16 protein-coding genes are annotated in these 16,881 nt (G+C 53.5%); 9 read left to right on the top strand and 7 right to left on the bottom strand.

Features of this window, described 5'->3' with window-relative positions; translation table 11 throughout:
- Positions 1-31: 31 nt before the first annotated feature.
- The 7 genes from ACINK7_RS01415 to ACINK7_RS01445 all read right to left on the bottom strand — a co-directional run bounded on the left by ACINK7_RS01415 (position 32) and on the right by ACINK7_RS01445 (position 8,149).
- Complete coding sequence (locus ACINK7_RS01415) at positions 32-1,036, bottom strand: sulfate ABC transporter substrate-binding protein (RefSeq protein ID WP_404359358.1); 1,005 nt, start codon at positions 1,034-1,036, stop codon at positions 32-34.
- Positions 1,037-1,054: 18 nt separating this feature from the next.
- The gene (locus tag ACINK7_RS01420; protein WP_404359360.1) at positions 1,055-2,527 is read right to left on the bottom strand and encodes an alginate export family protein; all 1,473 of its coding nucleotides are present in this window, start codon (positions 2,525-2,527) and stop codon (positions 1,055-1,057) included.
- Between the two features lie 92 nt (positions 2,528-2,619).
- Positions 2,620-2,805 carry a YezD family protein gene (locus ACINK7_RS01425; protein WP_404359362.1) on the bottom strand — a complete coding sequence of 62 codons (186 nt, stop codon included), beginning with the start codon at positions 2,803-2,805 and terminating at the stop codon, positions 2,620-2,622.
- 964 nt (positions 2,806-3,769) lie between these two features.
- Complete coding sequence (locus ACINK7_RS01430; RefSeq protein WP_404359363.1) at positions 3,770-4,846, bottom strand: acyl-CoA dehydrogenase family protein; 1,077 nt, start codon at positions 4,844-4,846, stop codon at positions 3,770-3,772.
- Entirely contained in the window at positions 4,847-6,292 is a 1,446-nt protein-coding gene (locus ACINK7_RS01435) for an amino acid adenylation domain-containing protein (RefSeq protein ID WP_404359365.1), read from the bottom strand. It lies immediately after the preceding gene.
- Between the two features lie 289 nt (positions 6,293-6,581).
- Positions 6,582-7,913 (bottom strand): hypothetical protein, encoded by a 1,332-nt coding sequence (locus ACINK7_RS01440; protein ID WP_404359367.1) that lies wholly within the window; start codon positions 7,911-7,913, stop codon positions 6,582-6,584.
- Positions 7,910-8,149 (bottom strand): acyl carrier protein, encoded by a 240-nt coding sequence (locus ACINK7_RS01445; protein WP_017841169.1) that lies wholly within the window; start codon positions 8,147-8,149, stop codon positions 7,910-7,912. Before ACINK7_RS01445 ends, ACINK7_RS01440 begins: the two co-directional genes overlap by 4 nt.
- 610 nt (positions 8,150-8,759) lie before the next feature.
- Between ACINK7_RS01445 and ACINK7_RS01450 the strand changes: the two genes are divergently transcribed.
- The 9 genes from ACINK7_RS01450 (at position 8,760) to ACINK7_RS01490 (ending at position 16,875) form a co-directional block, all read left to right on the top strand.
- Positions 8,760-9,995, top strand: a complete 1,236-nt coding sequence (locus tag ACINK7_RS01450) for an NAD(P)/FAD-dependent oxidoreductase (protein WP_404359369.1) — start codon at positions 8,760-8,762, stop codon at positions 9,993-9,995.
- 4 nt (positions 9,996-9,999) lie between these two features.
- Entirely contained in the window at positions 10,000-11,181 is a 1,182-nt protein-coding gene (locus tag ACINK7_RS01455; RefSeq protein ID WP_404359371.1) for a beta-ketoacyl-ACP synthase, read from the top strand.
- Entirely contained in the window at positions 11,178-11,636 is a 459-nt protein-coding gene (locus ACINK7_RS01460) for a 3-hydroxylacyl-ACP dehydratase (RefSeq protein WP_404359372.1), read from the top strand. Before ACINK7_RS01455 ends, ACINK7_RS01460 begins: the two co-directional genes overlap by 4 nt.
- The gene (gene fabG, locus ACINK7_RS01465) at positions 11,629-12,354 is read left to right on the top strand and encodes a 3-oxoacyl-ACP reductase FabG (RefSeq protein WP_404359374.1); all 726 of its coding nucleotides are present in this window, start codon (positions 11,629-11,631) and stop codon (positions 12,352-12,354) included. Before ACINK7_RS01460 ends, fabG begins: the two co-directional genes overlap by 8 nt.
- Entirely contained in the window at positions 12,348-13,574 is a 1,227-nt protein-coding gene (locus tag ACINK7_RS01470; RefSeq protein ID WP_404359375.1) for a beta-ketoacyl-ACP synthase, read from the top strand. The genes fabG and ACINK7_RS01470 overlap by 7 nt, the downstream gene beginning before the upstream one ends.
- A gap of 10 nt (positions 13,575-13,584) precedes the next feature.
- On the top strand, positions 13,585-14,526 hold the full coding sequence (locus ACINK7_RS01475) for a 1-phosphofructokinase family hexose kinase (protein WP_404359377.1): 942 nt from the start codon (positions 13,585-13,587) through the stop codon (positions 14,524-14,526).
- Between the two features lie 90 nt (positions 14,527-14,616).
- Positions 14,617-15,066: an antitoxin Xre/MbcA/ParS toxin-binding domain-containing protein gene (locus tag ACINK7_RS01480; protein ID WP_404359378.1), complete on the top strand. Its 450-nt coding sequence runs from the start codon at positions 14,617-14,619 to the stop codon at positions 15,064-15,066.
- Positions 15,063-15,536, top strand: coding sequence for an RES family NAD+ phosphorylase (locus ACINK7_RS01485; protein ID WP_404359380.1), 474 nt, complete (start codon positions 15,063-15,065; stop codon positions 15,534-15,536). Before ACINK7_RS01480 ends, ACINK7_RS01485 begins: the two co-directional genes overlap by 4 nt.
- Positions 15,537-15,666: 130 nt before the next feature.
- Positions 15,667-16,875 (top strand): hypothetical protein, encoded by a 1,209-nt coding sequence (locus ACINK7_RS01490; protein WP_404359381.1) that lies wholly within the window; start codon positions 15,667-15,669, stop codon positions 16,873-16,875.
- Positions 16,876-16,881: the final 6 nt, after the last annotated feature.

The following is a 16,881-nucleotide window of genomic DNA, read 5'->3' on the forward strand; positions in this document are numbered from 1 at the left end:
CCACATTGGAGCGTGGGAACGATATGGGATATTACGGCGCATAAATCTGATCGAAGGTGCCGCCGTCATCGAAGTGCTCGGCCTGCGCCTTGTGCCAACCACCGAAGACCTCATCCACGGAAAGCCGTTCCACTTGCGGAAAGCGCTCCAAATCTTTCGGATCGGCATGCTCCGATTGGAACGGACGGTAATAATATTTCGCCGCCAGCTTTTGCCCGACCGGTGAATACAGGTATTCCAGATAAGCCGTGGCCAGGTCGGTAGTGCCGTGTTTTTCGGCGACTTTATCGAGCACCGTGACCGGCGTTTCCGCCAGAATACTGGTCGGCGGCACGACAATGTCGAATTGATCGGGCCCTAATTGATTGACCGCCAGGAAGGCTTCGTTTTCCCAGGCTAGTAACACGTCGCCGATGCCGCGCTGAACGAAAGTGGTGGTCGAGCCGCGCGCTCCAGAATCTAAAATCGGCACGTTTTTATAAAGCTTTTTGACGAAATCCTTGGCAGCCTCCGGGCTGCCGTATTTTTTCTCGGCGAAGGCCCAAGCGGCCAGATAGTTGTAACGGGCGCCGCCGGAGGTTTTCGGGTTCGGCGTTATGACCGCCACGCCGTCCGTGATCAGATCGTCCCAATCCTTGATGCCTTTCGGGTTACCCTTGCGCACCAGAAACACGATGGTCGAGGTGTAAGGCGCGCTGTTGTTCGGCAAACGCTTTTGCCAGTCTTTGTCGAGCTTTCCGGATAGTCTGGCAATCTGGTCGATGTCGTAGGACAAGGCCAGGGTTAAGACATCGCCTTCCAGTCCGTCGATGACCGCGCGTGCCTGTTTACCGGCGCCGCCGTGTGATTGTTGTATCGTGACGGTTTCGCCGGTTTTGGCCTTCCAATCGGCGATAAATGCTTTGTTAAACGCCTGATACAGCTCCCGGGTCGGGTCGTAGGAAATATTCAAAAGTGATCGGTCAGCCTGGGCCGCGCTACCGACCAAAAGACTGAATGCCAATAATCCTGTTTTTAAAGCTGTTTTTTTATTCATTGTTATTTACCTTGCCTGTTATTGAAAAATATCCAATGCATTGAAACTCAGTTCGACATAGACGAAATCCGAGTCATCCGAACTATTGCCATTGGCCGCTTCTTGTCGGTTACGTGTGAAGTCTCCGAAGGTGAAATGGGTGTAACCGACATTGGCAGCCAAATAAGGCGTCAAGTTATAGCGTGCTCGGATGTCAAGCCCGTGTCCTAAAAAATCACCGCTGTTGCCGGTTTGGTCTCGGTTATTGGCGCCGCCTAGTAGGTTTCTGAATCGGTCGGTGTTGCTGTCCAACCAGAATGCGCTGTAGCCCCCGTCGATTTTCAACCCCTTGATCGGTTCGAATTCGATTTTAACTTTCGGCGCAATCAGGTTTTCCGGCACCATGTAATCATCGGACGACCAAGGACGGGCAAATCCGAAGAAGCGTTCGAAACGGTTATTCTTGTTGTCGTTAGGGTCTTTGTCGCCACTGACATGACCGTAAAATGCGCTAATCCGAGGTTTCCATGGATGCTGCTTGAAGGTATAACCGAGTTCGGCTGTGACCATATAGGCGTCGTGTTGTTGTCCGCCGTCACGACCGAATTGATACATGCCGCTCAAGTCGTAATTGACCCCCGTATCGCCCACCCAACCGTACAGGCGAAGTCCCGTTCCGTGAATGTCTCGTTTACGGTTGCCATTACTTGGGTCAGCGTCTTGTCTGAGCGCCATGTAATAGGGCTCGATCGTGACAATGTCGGACCACTGGCGCCAGTGGCCGATCGCCGCCGAAAACCACTGATCCTGGTTCGGCTTGTCGAAATCTGTCATCAGTCGGGTCAACGGCTGCAAAGCCAGTAAATCGAGCGCCCAATCATTGGCGTCTTGTCCTAGGCTGGCACGAAAGCCTTGAAAGTTATTGGTGGTATTGCGCCAGCGGTTAAGGCCGATCAAACGCCGATCCAGAAATTCAAATGCCATGCGCCCCGCCCGGAGATAAGCGGGTCTGGCGTTGCCGCGGTCGTCGTAACCCAGTGCGTCCTTGAAATGCAATTCCGCATAACCCTGGATCAGTTCAAATTCGTTAACTTCCCGATTGGAACGAGGAAAGTCGCTGTTATAAACACGCGCATCCTCGAATTCGACAACGGCGCGCAACGGATCGAGAATATTCTTGATGCCGAGATAGGCGCGGGTTCGCAACAGAAGAGGTTCGTCTAGGCCGCCGCTGGTCGGACGCCGCAAATCGTCGTCGCGGCGCTCGTAACGCATCCGGTAGTCCAGGCCGGCATCCAGCCAAGTGATATCCTCCGTACCTTTTATTCCGATTTTGCTCAAATTGCGGACATAGCCGGGCGGGTCGGTCTCTCGCTTGGTACCGTAACTACCCGGTTCAACATAATAGCTGGTTGCGTGTTCATCTGATTTGGCCGCAGTCGCATAGTGAGCTGGATGGATTAATAATCCACCGGCCACTAGCCACCCAGCGGTTTTTATATAAATTGACATAGTTCGTTTCCCCCTAAAAAATACAGTCACTTCCGGTATTCCGGTCAGTCAACCGCTAAATTTATATATCTATCGCCGATGGTTCGGTGGATTTAATGTTTGTTCTGTACGGCCTTGACTCGAAATTTCTCGTGCCGGTCGATTTGCACGATGCGTCCGTCGTGTATCACAATCTCAATCGAGCCGAAACGAATCGCATGCAAAATTGATACTATGTGTGCGGCGATTTCCTGGTGGTTATCCAGTTTCGATAAATCAACATCTAATGGGTTGTTCATACAATTTCCGTTCTTCACTTAAACTTTGTGTTTATGTTGTGAATTGGTGTTGTGCGAATGTTAATGAAATAGCGGAGACAAATAAAACGATATAATTAGATTTGTATATCTAATTATTAGATATTGAGGATGTGGAAACAATAGCCGTTATTAGGCGTGTTGATATTAGGTTAATGAAAGCGAAGGCGAGACAGTTGGAAAAGAGCCATCAATAAATGGAGTTAAAAAACTCTAGCGTTTTAACACCTGCTACTTTCGCGAAAGCTTATTTGAGCATCCATCTAGGCTGTCGAAAAAAGCCATTTTAGCTAATCTTTGCATTCCCGCTTTTTAATCTCAAAATATCTTGGAATTTGTTGGTGATCATAGGTTATAAAACGCTAGGTGTAGGGTGCGCATCGCGCACCTGGGTCGGGCGCCTATCGTCGGGTTCGTTGCCGTGGAACGGTGCGCGATGCGCACCCTACGGCACTATCCCTCGCACTTTCACGCTCTTTCCCAAGCTCCAGCTTGGGAAAAACACCTCGGAAGCTCCCCCTTCGACAAGGCTCTCCTGAGCGCAGCCGAAGGGCTCAGGGCAAGAACTTCCTGAGACTGACATAACCTCCGCTCACTCTCAATCAACCCCGACTCGCTCGCTCGTTCAATCTTTCTTGATTGTCGGGAAGCTAGAGCTTCCTGAACAGGTTACCCAAGCTGGAGCTTGGGTAACAGCATATTTTAGTTTTTGCGACTAAGACTGGCCCTTGCTCGGACACTTGGCTTCGGCAAGCTGAAGCATCTTGCTAATCAGGAAGCTATTTGAACCAGGAGCAAGGGGCGAAGGCAGGCGTTAAACGAATGTTATGAAAATGTTTTAGCGACACACTGCTACCGGACAAAAGAATGCGATTTAAAGCCGAAAATGTGGACGTGTGAAGTACTGCACCTCTATGCTCCTCGGAGAATATGCGGAATGACTGTTTTATCGATAGCCGTCGCCCGTACCCAATAAAGCCGCGATGATGTTTTTCTGGATTTCGGACGAGCCGGAGAATAGCTGGCTGGCGAGGGCGTCCTGGATTAGTTCGAGTTGTTGACCGCCTTCGAGCAAGCCGTAGGCGCCGAAAATATGCGCCGCGTCCAGGCTCGATTGCAGAAAGGCTTCGGCGGCGAAGAGCTTGGTCTGCGCGCTGGCCAGCGTGATGCGTTGCTTTTGATCTTTCAGGCGCGCGCATTCGTTCACCCAAAGCCGGATCGTGTCCAGCCGGGTTTTCATCTCGGCGATTGTATGGCTGATCGCCTGATTTTTGCCAAGATGCGCGCCGTTGACTCTGCGTTCGCGGCTAAACCGAATCACGCTTTCCAATTGCCGCTCCATCACGCCGCAGATGCCGGCGAAAATAAAGGCCCGCTCCAATTCCAACGCTTGCTGAATCATCATGTTGCCGGCGCCGGTCTTACCCAGTTGCCGGTCGAGAGGAATCCGGCAATCGTTAAGAAGCACATCGCCCATCGTGGCGTTTTTGCAGCCGGAGACTTGAGGCGTATCGAGAAAATCGGCGCCGGGGTCGTCGGCATGCACGATGAAGGCGGACAATTGAGTGCCAATACGGGCATAGACGACCAGAAAATCGGCGATCGGCGTATTGGTAATATAGCGTTTATGCCCGTTTAGTATAAATTCGGCGCCGGTTTGTTCTGCGGTCGTTGTCAACGCATTAAGATCGGAGCCGGCTTGCGGTTCGGTAATCGCATGGCCGCCGATACGGCTGCCGTCGAGCAGGTGCTTTAGATAAGCCGCCTGCTGTTCGGCATTTCCGTAGTTCAGCATCGGGAAAACGGCGCCCCACAGATGAGCGTTGATCGATAACAATAAGCCGGGGTCCTGGGAGGCTTTGCCGAGTTGTTCATGGGCCTGTACCAGGTCGGCAAAATGGTTGCCTTGACCGCCGTGGCTTTGCGGCACCGCATGTTTCAATAGGCCAATATCGGCGCAATGATGAAAACGTGCCCGTGCGGCTTGGTTTCCGCCGGCGGCAGGTAGATTGCCGATATCCATTCAGTATCGCTCCAGTTGGCGTTGTAAGATTTGATAATCGGTCTTGCCATTGTCTAGCAGAGGCAAAGTATCCATCACACTAAATCGGCACGGCTGCATGTAGGCCGGTAGCGCTTGTTTGACTGTTTTGACGATCGCATTCAATTGGCCGCCGGGACGCAAAACCAGAGCAGCGGCGGGGCGTTGTCCGCTGGCGCTGTCCTCGATGCCGACCACCGCGCAGTGAGCGACTTCCGGGCACTGCATGAGCAGCGCTTCGATTTCTGCCGGCTCTACCCGGTAGCCCGAACATTTGAGCATGCGGTCGAGACGACCGTGATAGCAATATTCGCCTCGTTCGTTCAGCGAGACTTTATCGCCGGTCCGGTAATAGCTGTCATCCGATAGCGCATCGATTAATCGGCCTTGCTGCCAGTAGCCCGACAGATTGTTGGCGCTTTTTACCAGCAATTCGCAGGTTTCTGTGTCGATCTTTAATTCCGAGCCGCAAGCAGGATGGCCGATCGGTATCGGTTGTTCGTTGGCGAGGCGTTTGCGATCGACCGGCCAATAACAACAGACATTGGTTTCGGTCGGGCCGTAGAGATTGTAAAAATCGGTATCGGGCAGCAATTCGCAGAGCCTTTTCAATTGAGGCGTCGGAAATACTTCGCCTGCGAACAGTATCGCATTTAGATCCGGCAACGGATGGTCGGTTAATCCACCTTTAAGCGCGATGAAACCGAGCAATGACGGTACCGTGTAAAACACGGTGATGCGCTGTTCACGCAGCCAGTCCGTCAGCCGGCTGGGCGACAAGGTCAGGCCGGCTGGTGCGAAATACACGCAGGCGCCGGCGCTCAGACTGCTGAATAGGTCGAATACGGATAAGTCGAAATGAAACGGCGCCAGCGATGCGATGCGGTCGTCGGCATTGAGCTTGAACGTGTTTGCCGCCCAATCGGCGAAATTATGCATCGCGCGATGGCTTAAGGCGACGCCTTTAGGTGTGCCGGTCGAACCCGACGTATACAGAATCGCCGCCAAGGCTTCGGGATCGATTACCGACTGCGGCTTTATAGGCGTGGCGATATCGGGCAGTTGCTCGATATCGAGCCAAAGCGTCGGCGTGTCTAGCCAATCGGGACAGCTTCCTTTTCCGATAATGCCGTGGACGCCGGCATCGTTGACGATGAAACGCAATCGTGAAGCCGGATTTTTGATGTCCAGCGGGATATAACAGGCACCGCAATGCAGAACCGACAAGATCGCGATGACCGCATCGATACCGCGGTCCAATGCCAGCGCGACGCGAGCGCCGGGCTCGATCCGCGCGGCGAGATGGGCGGCAAGGCGTTCAGTGGACTCCATGACTTCGCGGTAATTGAGTCGACGTTCGGCTTCAGTCAGCGCCGGGCGATCCGGTGTGTTTCGGCATTGCCGATCAAACGCTGTCAGTAATGGCATGATCGAGAATTAGGATTTCGTAATAAATAACGTCCTGGAACTATGAGCTTTGTTGAGGGTACGGTAACTCGCTTGGCAGGACGCCGTGTCCTTGCTTGACGGCGGCGACTGATTGCCAAGGATGGCGTGAATGCAGATTTTGCATTACGCCATGGATGGCGTGTATTAGGGCAATGCAGGAGCAATTGCCGAGGAGCAAAAATCTGCCCTGCCGCCGACACCTGCCAATCGAGCAACCGAATCCTCCCTAAAATAAGGAAGTTATTTACGACCAAATCCTTAAAACGATTCAATCCGTCTCTCCCAGAAGTTCCGCCAGCATCAATCGATGCAATTCATCGATGGTTTCGGCATTGCCTATCGGTTCGACATAGTTATAGCTCAAGGTCAAACGGTTACGGAAAATACAGTTCAGAAAAGCCAGCGATGGCGGCGACGTGACCTGGCAGGCATGAAATACGCCGGTGATTTCGGCGCCGGGGAAACTGTCCGCAGGAAGGTCCAGACGGCCGATATCGGAAAACCAAAACGAACTGCGCTCTTGGCCCGAACCGTAAGACAGTCTCAACGTCTTGCCGTATTCGGCCAGCGACAGCCAACTGCCGGCCCACATCAGGGGTAGAAAGGCATAGTCTTCTTGTTGACGAATCACCTGAGTGTTTTGTTGTTTCAAATGTTCAAACAGTTTTTGCCGGTCCTTGACGACTCCTCGAGGTGCCTGTGCGAACAGTGCGCTGAGATGATTGCCGGTTACCGGCGATAAGGCGCGCTGTTTGCGCAAATTGAATGCATAAGGCACGCAATAAGCCTCGCCCGGGCTGTCGGGGCGCCATTTGTCGAGGGCGCGCATCAGACAGCCGATGTAATAAAGGCTGGTGCCGGTCAAGCCGACCTGTTGTCTAGCCAGTTTGACGATCCGTTCTGTTTGTTCCTCGCTGAGTCTTCGAATCGCAAACTCGAGGCGTTGCGGAGGCTGTTCGTGGCGCAACGGCTGAATACTGCTCAGTCTATCCAGCCTGTCGATATAGCGTTTGCCTTTCAGCAGGAGCGAAATTTTTTGCCACCAGCGGTATTTTCGTAATTGTTCGAACACCAGCGGACCGGTTTCGGGGTGGCCGAATCGTTGGCGTTGTTCGGGACCGGCGGTACACAGATATTTGATGATCAGATCCGCGCCGCGCGCATCGCAAAAAGGATGCAGCCAGCGCATCACAAAAACGGTTTCGGACGGCCCGGTCAAGAGATGAAACTCGAGCGGCGCGATGCTCTCCCGAGGCTGTCTCTCGTTCATGATTCGGTCGACAGTAGCGCGCCGGAATTCCGCTTCATTTGCGCCGGCCGGGCAATGATGACGAAAAAACAAGTCGGGTGGATCGGATCGCTTGCACCAATAGAAACGCTTGCCGATTTGCCTCAGGCTGGCACGGGCTACCGGAAAACGTCGGCCAAATTCGTCGATCCGTTGTCGCAATGCGTCGATGTCCGGAATATTGGCGAGTTCCAGTCCGTAACACGCCAAACTGCCGGCTAAGCCGTCGCGGCGGATTTCTTCATCCATCGCCAACGTGAAACTGTCGGCCGGATTCAGCCTTTCCAAAATAGCGGACTTATCGACGCTCATGCGTTTTTATGCCTTAAGATCCAGCGTTCCAATGCATTAAAGGATTGCACATTGTCCGGTTCGATTTCGGTATCGGGTAGGGTCACACCGAATTCGTTTTCGATGTACATAATCAAGCGCATGATGCCCATGCTGTCCAGGCCCGCTTCGAGCAAATCGTCGTCGTCGCCGAATTGATTCGGCTCGGCGACGAAAACGAGCTCTTGAAAGATAAAGTCGCGCAGTTTCTTTTTCATGACTCAGGTAAGGAATATGCACAAAATAACTTCTCGAAACAGGAGGTTTTGCGGAGGTTCGGTGACTCGCCAGACAGGACGCCGTGAACCCAGCACCTAAATTATCCAAAAGACTTAATCATGGCCATTAGGCTATGGAATTTAGGTGCTGGGTGAATACGTCCATGTAGGCTTGACGGCGGCTATCCTTGCCGCCGACACCTGTCAATCGAGCCACCGAACCTCCTTCCAACATTTGAAGAAGTTATTCCATGTTCGTTTATAAGGTATAATCTGTCGGTTAAATGATAGCCGATTAGGGCAGGCATAGTCACGGAAAAGGGCGATAACCTTTAGGATTGGGCGCTGAACATCACGCGGGCGAGTGATTGATACACCGTGGGAGCGATCCCTAGATCGCCCCTCACCTAACGTTAGGTGAGGGGCGGCCGAGAATACCAGGTCACAATAAATGGGATCAAGGCCGCATTGATCAAGCAGCCCGGATTGCGCTGCGCTCCATCCGGGAAGCTCGGAGCCACGCTATTCCTGTATTACGCTATGCTGCATACGGGCTACATTCTTTAATAGCAACTTAATAGGTTAGCAATGGCAATACAGGCGGGTCCGCATGAGAGCTGAAAAAGGCAATATCGTTATTATCGGAGCGGGCCCTGCGGGCAGTATTGCCGCGGCATTGCTCAATAACAAAGGATACCGGGTCGTGATCTTGGAGCGGGAGGCTTTTCCGCGCTTCAGCATCGGCGAAAGCCTGCTGCCGCAATGCATGGAATTCATCGAACAGGCCGGCATGCTCGATGCCGTGCGTAATGCCGGTTTTCAATTGAAGGACGGCGCGGCGTTTTTATTTCAAGACAAGCACTGCGAGTTCTGGTTCGCCGACAAATTCACATCCGGTTTCGATTCGACCTATCAAGTGCAACGCGACCGCTTCGATGCGTTGCTAGCTGCGGAGGCGCAAAGTATGGGCGTGGGCATACGCTGGCGTCAGGAAGTCGTCGAGGCCGACTTCAGCGGCGAGCAAGCGGTGTTGACGGTCAAGGATAGGGACAGCGATGAGCGCTACCGCATGACCGCCGATTTCGTGCTCGATGCCAGCGGTTTCGGACGGGTGTTGCCGCGTTTGTTGGATTTGGAAAAGCCGTCCGGGTTTCCGGTGCGGCAAGCGGTGTTCACGCATATCGAAGACAGGATCGACGATCCGCGCTACGATCGCAACAAAATCCGCATCATCGTGCATCCCGAATTAACCGATGTCTGGTATTGGCTGATTCCGTTCAGCAACGGGCGCTGTAGTCTCGGCGTGGTCGGCGAAGCGAAGCTACTGAATGTTTCTGACCGCCAGCCGCAAACCGTACTGCGCCGATTCATCGATGAAGAGCCGGGCTTGTCGGCGCTGTTGCATCATGCGGTGTTCGATACGCCGGTCAACAGCATCGGCGGTTATAGCACCAACGTCAAAAGCCTTTACGGCAAAGGCTACGCGCTATTGGGCAATGCCGGCGAGTTTCTCGATCCGGTTTTTTCCTCGGGCGTCACGATCGCAATGAAATCGGCAAGTCTTGCCGCCGAGGTATTGGACCGGCAGCTCGGCGGCATGGCGGTCGATTGGCAGCAGGAATTTGCCGAACCCTTGCAAAAAGGCGTCGATACCTTCCGCACCTTCGTCAGCTCATGGTATGACGGCGGCTTGCAGGATGTGGTGCTTTATCAACAGCAACAGCCCAATATCAAAGCAATGATTTGTTCGATTCTGGCCGGCTATGTTTGGGATGAAAACAATCCGTATGTCAAAAATTCAGGCCCCCGGTTGAAGACCCTAGTCGAATTGTGCCGCGAGCCTTGAGAAAATGACCTTATATCTCAATGATCTCGGTATCCTATCGGCGGCCGGTAGCAATGGTTCCGAAATGTTGTCGAGACTGCTGGCGGGAGACCGTTCCGGCTTGATCAAGACCGATGAATACTCGCCGGGTAAGCCGTTTTATGTCGGTGAGATTCGTGCCGAACTGCCCGAAATCGAAAAACGATACAGCGTTTACGATTGCAAAAACAATCGCTTGTTACTCGCCGCCTTGAGCCAAATTCAGGTGGGCGTCGACCGCATCAAACGGAAATACCGCGCGGATCGAATCGGCGTAGTGATCGGCACCAGCACTTCCGGTGTCAGAAATACCGAGCTGGCGATTGCCGCAGTTGCCGGCGGTCTCGAAAAACCGTTCGGATTTCATTACAAGCAACAGCAATTGGCTGGCGGAGCCGATTTTTTGGCGCACCGGCTCGATTTGAAAGGACCAGCCTATTCGGTATCGACGGCTTGTTCTTCCAGCGGCCGGGCTTTCGCTTCGGCTCGAAGATTGATCGAGTTGGATATTTGCGATGCCGTCATCGTCGGCGGCGCGGATAGTCTGTGTCGCTTCACCGTGAACGGTTTCGCGGCCTTGGAGTCGGTATCGGCGGGCTTGTGCAAGCCTTTCGGCAAGCACCGGGACGGCATCAATTTATCGGAAGCCGCAGCCTTGTTCGTCTTGAGTCGGGATGAAGGCCCCGTCAGGCTCGCAGGAATCGGTGCCAGCAGCGACGCCTATCATTTTTCCGCGCCCGACCCCGGCGGCGAGGCCGTGGTCAAAGCGATGCAAACGGCATTGAACGAGGCTGGGATGACGCCTAAGCAAATAGACTATATTAATCTGCATGGCACGGCCACGCCGTTGAACGATGCGATGGAAAGCGCGGCGGTCGCCGAAGTGTTCGGCCGATTGGTCGCGGCTAGCTCGACCAAAGGCATGACCGGGCACGCCTTAGGCGCGGCCGGCGCACTCGAGCTGGGCCTGTGTTGGCTGTTGCTGAATAGCGATGATGGAGGGGGGGCGATGCCGCCGAATAGCAGTGACGACGAATTCGATGAAACCTTGCCGGCATTAAATCTGGTCAAGTCCGGCCAAAGGCTGGGCAGGCGGATCGAACATTGCCAAAGCAATTCCTTCGCCTTCGGCGGTAATAACATTTCGATCGTCGCGTCGCGCGTATGATCGCGTATTCCATAGACCAATTATTGCCGCATGCCGGCAAGATGATGTTGTTGGATTGTGTGCTAACCTACGATGACGAGTCGATGACCGCGCAAGTAACCGTGCGAGGCGACGGTCTGTTCGGCGATGATACTGGCGTTCCGGCTTGGTTGGGTATCGAATACATGGCGCAAACGGTTGCTGCGCATGGCGGCTTGATGTGCCGTCTGGCAGGAAAACCGCTCAATCCCGGATTTTTATTGGGTACGCGGCGTTATTATAGCAATGTGAGCCGGTTTGCCGCCGGAACGGTACTGGTCGTTACGGTCAAACGCCTTATACAGGATCAAGGCTTGGGCGTGTTCGATTGCCGAGTGACCGGCGACGGTGTGGAAATTTCGGCTAAACTGAGTGTTTATCAACCCGATACGGCAATCAATCGGGTCATTTACGAAATAAAGAAACAGCATGAATGAAACAGTTTTAGTGACGGGCTCAAGCCGAGGAATCGGCAAGGCAATCGCTTTGTATCTGGCGCGTAAGGGTTACGATGTGGTCGTTCATTGCCGCAGCCGCCGAAGCGAGGTCGAGCAAGTCGCGCAGGAAATCGAGGCAATCGGCCGCGCAGCCCGTATTTTGCAATTCGATCTGGCCGATCGTAAACAATGCGCCGAGGCTATCGAGCAAGATATCGACGAACACGGTGCTTATTACGGCGTGGTCTGCAATGCTGGCGTAACCTGCGACAACGCCTTTCCAGCCTTGACCGGCGAGGAGTGGGACAGTGTCGTGCATACCAATTTAGACGGTTTTTATAATGTCTTGAACCCGCTGATCATGCCGATGATTCGACGGCGCAAGCCCGGCCGCATCGTGACATTGTCGTCGGTTTCGGGCCTGATCGGCAATCGCGGTCAAGTCAATTATAGCGCCGCGAAGGCCGGAATCATAGGCGCGACTAAGGCGTTGGCATTGGAACTGGCCAAACGCAATATCACGGTCAATTGCGTCGCGCCGGGCTTGATCGATACCGAAATGCTCGACGAGTTGCCGCTCGACGAAATCAAAAAAATGATTCCGATGCGCCGGGTCGGCTCGGCCGATGAAGTCGCGGCCACGGTCGGTTTTTTATTGTCCGAGGAAGCCGCGTATATCACCCGGCAGGTGATTTCGGTTAACGGAGGGCTATGCTGATGAAACGCGTCGTGGTAACCGGCATGGCCGCGATCACGCCGATCGGCAACGATTGGTCGACGGTCGCCGATAATCTGAAAGCGCAAAAGACCGGCATTCGTCGGATGGACGACTGGGATAAATACAAGGGCTTGAACACCCGTCTCGGCGGCCCGGTCGATTTCGCGCGGCCCGCGCATTATTCGCGCAAACAAGTGCGGGGCATGGGCCGTGTCGCGATGCTGGCAACCTATGCCACCGAACTGGCCTTGCAGGATGCCGGATTAATGGATGACCCGGTTTTAAAAAGCGGTCGCACCGGCGTTTCTTACGGCAGTTCGTCCGGTAGTTTCGACGGCTTGATCGACTTTACCAAGATGCTGCTGAATTTCGACAAGGGCGGCTTGAACGCGACATCCTATATCCGAATGATGGGACATACTTGCCCGGTCAATATTAGTCTGCATTTCGGCGTCAACGGCCGCATCATTCCGACCTCGAGCGCCTGCACATCGAGTAGTCAGGGTATCGGTTATGCCTACGAAGCGATCAAACATGGCCAGCAGACCGTGATGATCGCCGGCGGCAGCGACGAATTGTCCGCCTCGCAAGCGGCGGTATTCGATACCTTGTTCGCGACCAGTCTGCGTAACGACGAACCGGATAAATCGCCACGTCCGTTCGACCGGGACCGCGACGGCCTGGTCATCGGCGAAGGCGGCGGCACCTTCATTCTAGAAGAGCGCGAGCATGCCTTAAGCCGAGGTGCGACGATCCATGCCGAGATCGTCGGTTTCGGCACTAACTGCGACGGTTTGCATGTCACGCAACCGGACAGCGCCAGCATGCAGGTCGCGATGCAATTGGCGCTTCAAGATTCGGGCCTGGATACCTCGGCAATCGGCTATGTCAGCGCGCACGGCACCGCGACCGAGCTGGGCGACATCGCCGAAAGTCATGCTACGGCGGCCGTGTTGGGTAACAAGATTCCGATCAGCTCGATGAAAAGTTATACCGGCCATACGCTCGGCGCTTGCGGCTCGATCGAAGCCTGGGCGGCGGTCCGGATGATGAACGAAGGCTGGTTCCATCCGACTGCAAATTTGGACGCTATAGACCCTAAATGCGCGGAGCTCGATTATATTCAAGGGGCTGTGCGTAGGCTCGAATGCGACTATTTGATGAGCAACAATTTCGCCTTCGGCGGCATCAATACCTCATTGATTTTCAAGCGGGTTTGAGTGGTCGTATATGGCGAAAATCATTACCGTGACCGTCAATACGGCGACCGATTTATTGCTCGAGGTCGAAAGTTTTGTGCCGGGCGAAACGCTGTCGGCCGAACGCGCCGAGGAATTCACCTGCGGCAAAGGCATTAATGTCGCGAAGGCCGTCGAGTCGCTGGGTCATGCGGTTTTATGTTTGGGCTTTGCGGGAGCACGCTCGATCGATGCGTTTCATGCCTTGCAAACCGAGCGGCTCACAACCGATTTGACCGTAGTTTCCGGCAAGACGCGCACCAACATTACCCTGCATGATTCGGCGAGCGGCCGGGAAACTCATATACGTACCGCAGGGTTTCGCGTGACGCAAGACGATTGCCGCCGCTTGCGCGAAACCGTCGAGTCTCATGCCGAGCCCGGCGCTATCGTGATCATTTCCGGCAGTTTGCCGCCTGGCGCGCCGGACGATTTCTATCGAAATCTCATCGAAGTCTGCCGTGAACACGGGATGATGTCCTTTTTGGATGCCAGCGGCCCCGGCTTGAGTCGCGGCATCGAAGCCAAGCCTGATGCAATCAAGCCGAATCAACAAGAACTCGAAGCCTTGCTCGGCAAGTCCTTGCCGGACGAACGCAGTATCGCCGAGGCCGCAAGAGAACTGGTCGGTCAAGGCATTCATCGGGTTTATGTTTCGCGAGGCGAGCACGGCTGCATAGTCGTCAGTGAGAATATGGCGGTATCGGCCTATCTGAATACAGCGCCGGAACAAATCGTCAGTCGTGTCGGCTGCGGCGATGCGTTGGTAGCCGGTTTGGCGGTCGCGGCGAGACAAGGTCTGGGTGAGGAGGCCGCATTGAAACTGGGCGTGGCTTGCGGTACGGCTAATTTATTCTCTAAGGAGCCGGGACGGTTCGATAGCGGATTGTTAGCAGGCATCGGCGACCGTGTGATGTTAAAGCCTATTCATTAACGAATTCGATCGATTTCAATAGGACTTGTTTGACGCTTGTAAGACAGATTGATATATTCCGAGATAATCAATTGATGGTGAGGCGTCACGATGACGGCTATATTGAACGCATACAATCCGGAAACTCAAGACGAATTCGATTTTTGGCGCAGAATCGGCATGCCGGCGCGGGGCGCTAAGCTTCATGACGCCCTGCATAAAGGCTTGTCGTTTAGCGTGTACGGCAAACTTGCCGAGCTCGCCGGCCTCGAGAAGAAAGAGCTGGCTAAATATGCGCTGATTGCACCCGCGACGCTGCAACGGCGCGCGAAGGCCGGGCGTTTTAACCAACAAGAGAGCGACCGTCTTTATCGTTTGGCCGAATTGCTCAAGGCGGCCGTCGATTTGTTCGAAGGCGACATCAATGCGTCGCGCGACTGGCTGAACAAGCCCGCGCTAGGTTTGGGCGGGCGGCGGCCGATCGACATGTTGGCCACGACCGCCGAAACCGAGGCGGTCTTGGATTTAATCGGCCGACTCGAACATGGAGTGGTGATTTGAGCGGCATTAAAGCCTATCGAATCGTCAAGCAAAAATGGGTGGATAGCGCTTTCGACGGTGAGTGTGCGAAACGTTACGGCGGACGCTGGAATAGCCGAGGCAAGGCCTGCGTCTATTTGGCAGGCTCTGAATCGCTCGCGATATTGGAAATACTGGTTCATCTCGACAAACAGCAATTTTTGACGCATTACGCGCTGTTCGAACTGCAATTGCCGAAACAGGACGTCGCCTATCTCGACGCCGAAAAATTGCCGCCCTGTTGGCGCGACGAACCGGCGCCTCCGGAAACCGCGTCAATCGGCGATGCGTGGTTGTCCGAAGGCTCCGGCTTGGCCTTGTTGGTGCCGAGCGTTATCGTGCCCCGCGAATGGAATTTTATCGTCAATCCCAAGCACTCGACATTCTCCGGGATTGTCAAACGAGCGCGCCGCCTCGATTTCGAACCCGACAAGCGTCTTTTTCCAATCTGATCCTTCAAAAAGCGCTCATTCGGACAGCGTGTAGCCCGGATGGAGCTTGCGGCTCGGATTATTTCGAAATCCACTACGTTACATCCAGGCTACTCGCTAATGTGATAGTTATGTTTACCAGAGAATTGACATGAACAACAAAAACCGATTTTTATCGCCCGAAGATGCCGAGATCATAAAAAATCAGGCGTTCAGCGATACCCTACCCGGCACCCTGTTGAAGGATTTTCAGGAGCTGTTGGATTTCATTGGGAGCGATGGCATCGAAGTGACCAAGACGACCCAGCATATCGGCATGAAATACTTGTTTGAACTCAATGAACGGATGACGCGGCCTGTCGAAACCGAATTGAAACGGCCTCAACAAAAGGCGTTTCCCGTCATCCATGGATTGTATTTATTGTTGCGCGTGTCCGGTTTGGGACGCTTGGTCGAACAAAAGAGTAAAACTCTAATCGTGCTCGATCAGGACATATTGACTTCTTGGCGGAGCCTCAATGCCGCGGAACGCTATTTTTCATTGTTGTTTTTTTGGGTTTCACGCGGCGAGGAAGAATTACTCGGCGAACGTTCAGTAATCTATGGTTCGAGTTTTTTGAATGCCCTTTATATTTATCGGGCAGCGAGCCAAGGAGGCCACTTCTCTCTTGTGACTGAATCTCGTTATTACGGAGCCTATAATATTGCATTGCTGGCTTTGTTCGGTTTTATTGAGGCCGTGCCGAAAAAATCGAATAAGAGTGTCGATACGGAAAACATGCAAGTTGGTTTCTCCGCGTTTGGCAAAGTAATGCTCACTTATCTTGGCGATGCTGTCTCTCGCTTCATGAATGAAACTGGAGATTATTTATCGGATGAATTGTACGATTTTTGCGCCAAGGATTTGAAACCGCTTGTTCCGGATTGGCAAAACCGCTTGCTGATAAAGGAGCGAGAGGTCTTGACGGAAGGCTATTCGGTGATCGCCGTCAAGGTGCGTGATGCGCTGCGAAAACTGGCTGTCCCTCACGATACGTTTCTCGACAATTTGGCGTCGAGTATTCTGGACGCGTTCAATTTCGATGACGATCATTTGTACGAGTTCGTTTATAAAAACGAACTGGGGATAAACGAGGCGGTCATGCATCCTTTCGGCGATGACGGCGATTTTTGGGCCGATGATATGACTCTCGGAGAAATGCCGATACACGAAGGCATGACCTTTGTTTTTCATTACGACTTCGGTGACGATTGGCGGTTTCAGTGTCAGGTCGAATCGATTGTCAAGGAAGAAGGAAAATATACGGAACCGAAAGTCATCGAGAAAAAGGGTAGAGCGCCGAAGCAGTATTACTATTAAAAAATT

Origin of the sequence: Methylotuvimicrobium sp. KM1 (assembly GCF_044788715.1) — a bacterium.
Lineage (GTDB): Bacteria > Pseudomonadota > Gammaproteobacteria > Methylococcales > Methylomonadaceae > Methylotuvimicrobium.

What these genes read in the sequence shown, in the direction of transcription:
- ACINK7_RS01415 (WP_404359358.1), bottom strand. Translation starts at nt 1,036, where the DNA reads ATGAATAAAAAAACAGCTTTAAAAACAGGATTATTGGCATTCAGTCTT.
- ACINK7_RS01420 (WP_404359360.1), bottom strand. Translation starts at nt 2,527, where the DNA reads ATGTCAATTTATATAAAAACCGCTGGGTGGCTAGTGGCCGGTGGATTA.
- ACINK7_RS01425 (WP_404359362.1), bottom strand. Translation starts at nt 2,805, where the DNA reads ATGAACAACCCATTAGATGTTGATTTATCGAAACTGGATAACCACCAG.
- ACINK7_RS01430 (WP_404359363.1), bottom strand. Translation starts at nt 4,846, where the DNA reads ATGGATATCGGCAATCTACCTGCCGCCGGCGGAAACCAAGCCGCACGG.
- ACINK7_RS01435 (WP_404359365.1), bottom strand. Translation starts at nt 6,292, where the DNA reads ATGCCATTACTGACAGCGTTTGATCGGCAATGCCGAAACACACCGGAT.
- ACINK7_RS01440 (WP_404359367.1), bottom strand. Translation starts at nt 7,913, where the DNA reads ATGAGCGTCGATAAGTCCGCTATTTTGGAAAGGCTGAATCCGGCCGAC.
- ACINK7_RS01445 (WP_017841169.1), bottom strand. Translation starts at nt 8,149, where the DNA reads ATGAAAAAGAAACTGCGCGACTTTATCTTTCAAGAGCTCGTTTTCGTC.
- ACINK7_RS01450 (WP_404359369.1), top strand. Translation starts at nt 8,760, where the DNA reads ATGAGAGCTGAAAAAGGCAATATCGTTATTATCGGAGCGGGCCCTGCG.
- ACINK7_RS01455 (WP_404359371.1), top strand. Translation starts at nt 10,000, where the DNA reads ATGACCTTATATCTCAATGATCTCGGTATCCTATCGGCGGCCGGTAGC.
- ACINK7_RS01460 (WP_404359372.1), top strand. Translation starts at nt 11,178, where the DNA reads ATGATCGCGTATTCCATAGACCAATTATTGCCGCATGCCGGCAAGATG.
- fabG (WP_404359374.1), top strand. Translation starts at nt 11,629, where the DNA reads ATGAATGAAACAGTTTTAGTGACGGGCTCAAGCCGAGGAATCGGCAAG.
- ACINK7_RS01470 (WP_404359375.1), top strand. Translation starts at nt 12,348, where the DNA reads ATGCTGATGAAACGCGTCGTGGTAACCGGCATGGCCGCGATCACGCCG.
- ACINK7_RS01475 (WP_404359377.1), top strand. Translation starts at nt 13,585, where the DNA reads ATGGCGAAAATCATTACCGTGACCGTCAATACGGCGACCGATTTATTG.
- ACINK7_RS01480 (WP_404359378.1), top strand. Translation starts at nt 14,617, where the DNA reads ATGACGGCTATATTGAACGCATACAATCCGGAAACTCAAGACGAATTC.
- ACINK7_RS01490 (WP_404359381.1), top strand. Translation starts at nt 15,667, where the DNA reads ATGAACAACAAAAACCGATTTTTATCGCCCGAAGATGCCGAGATCATA.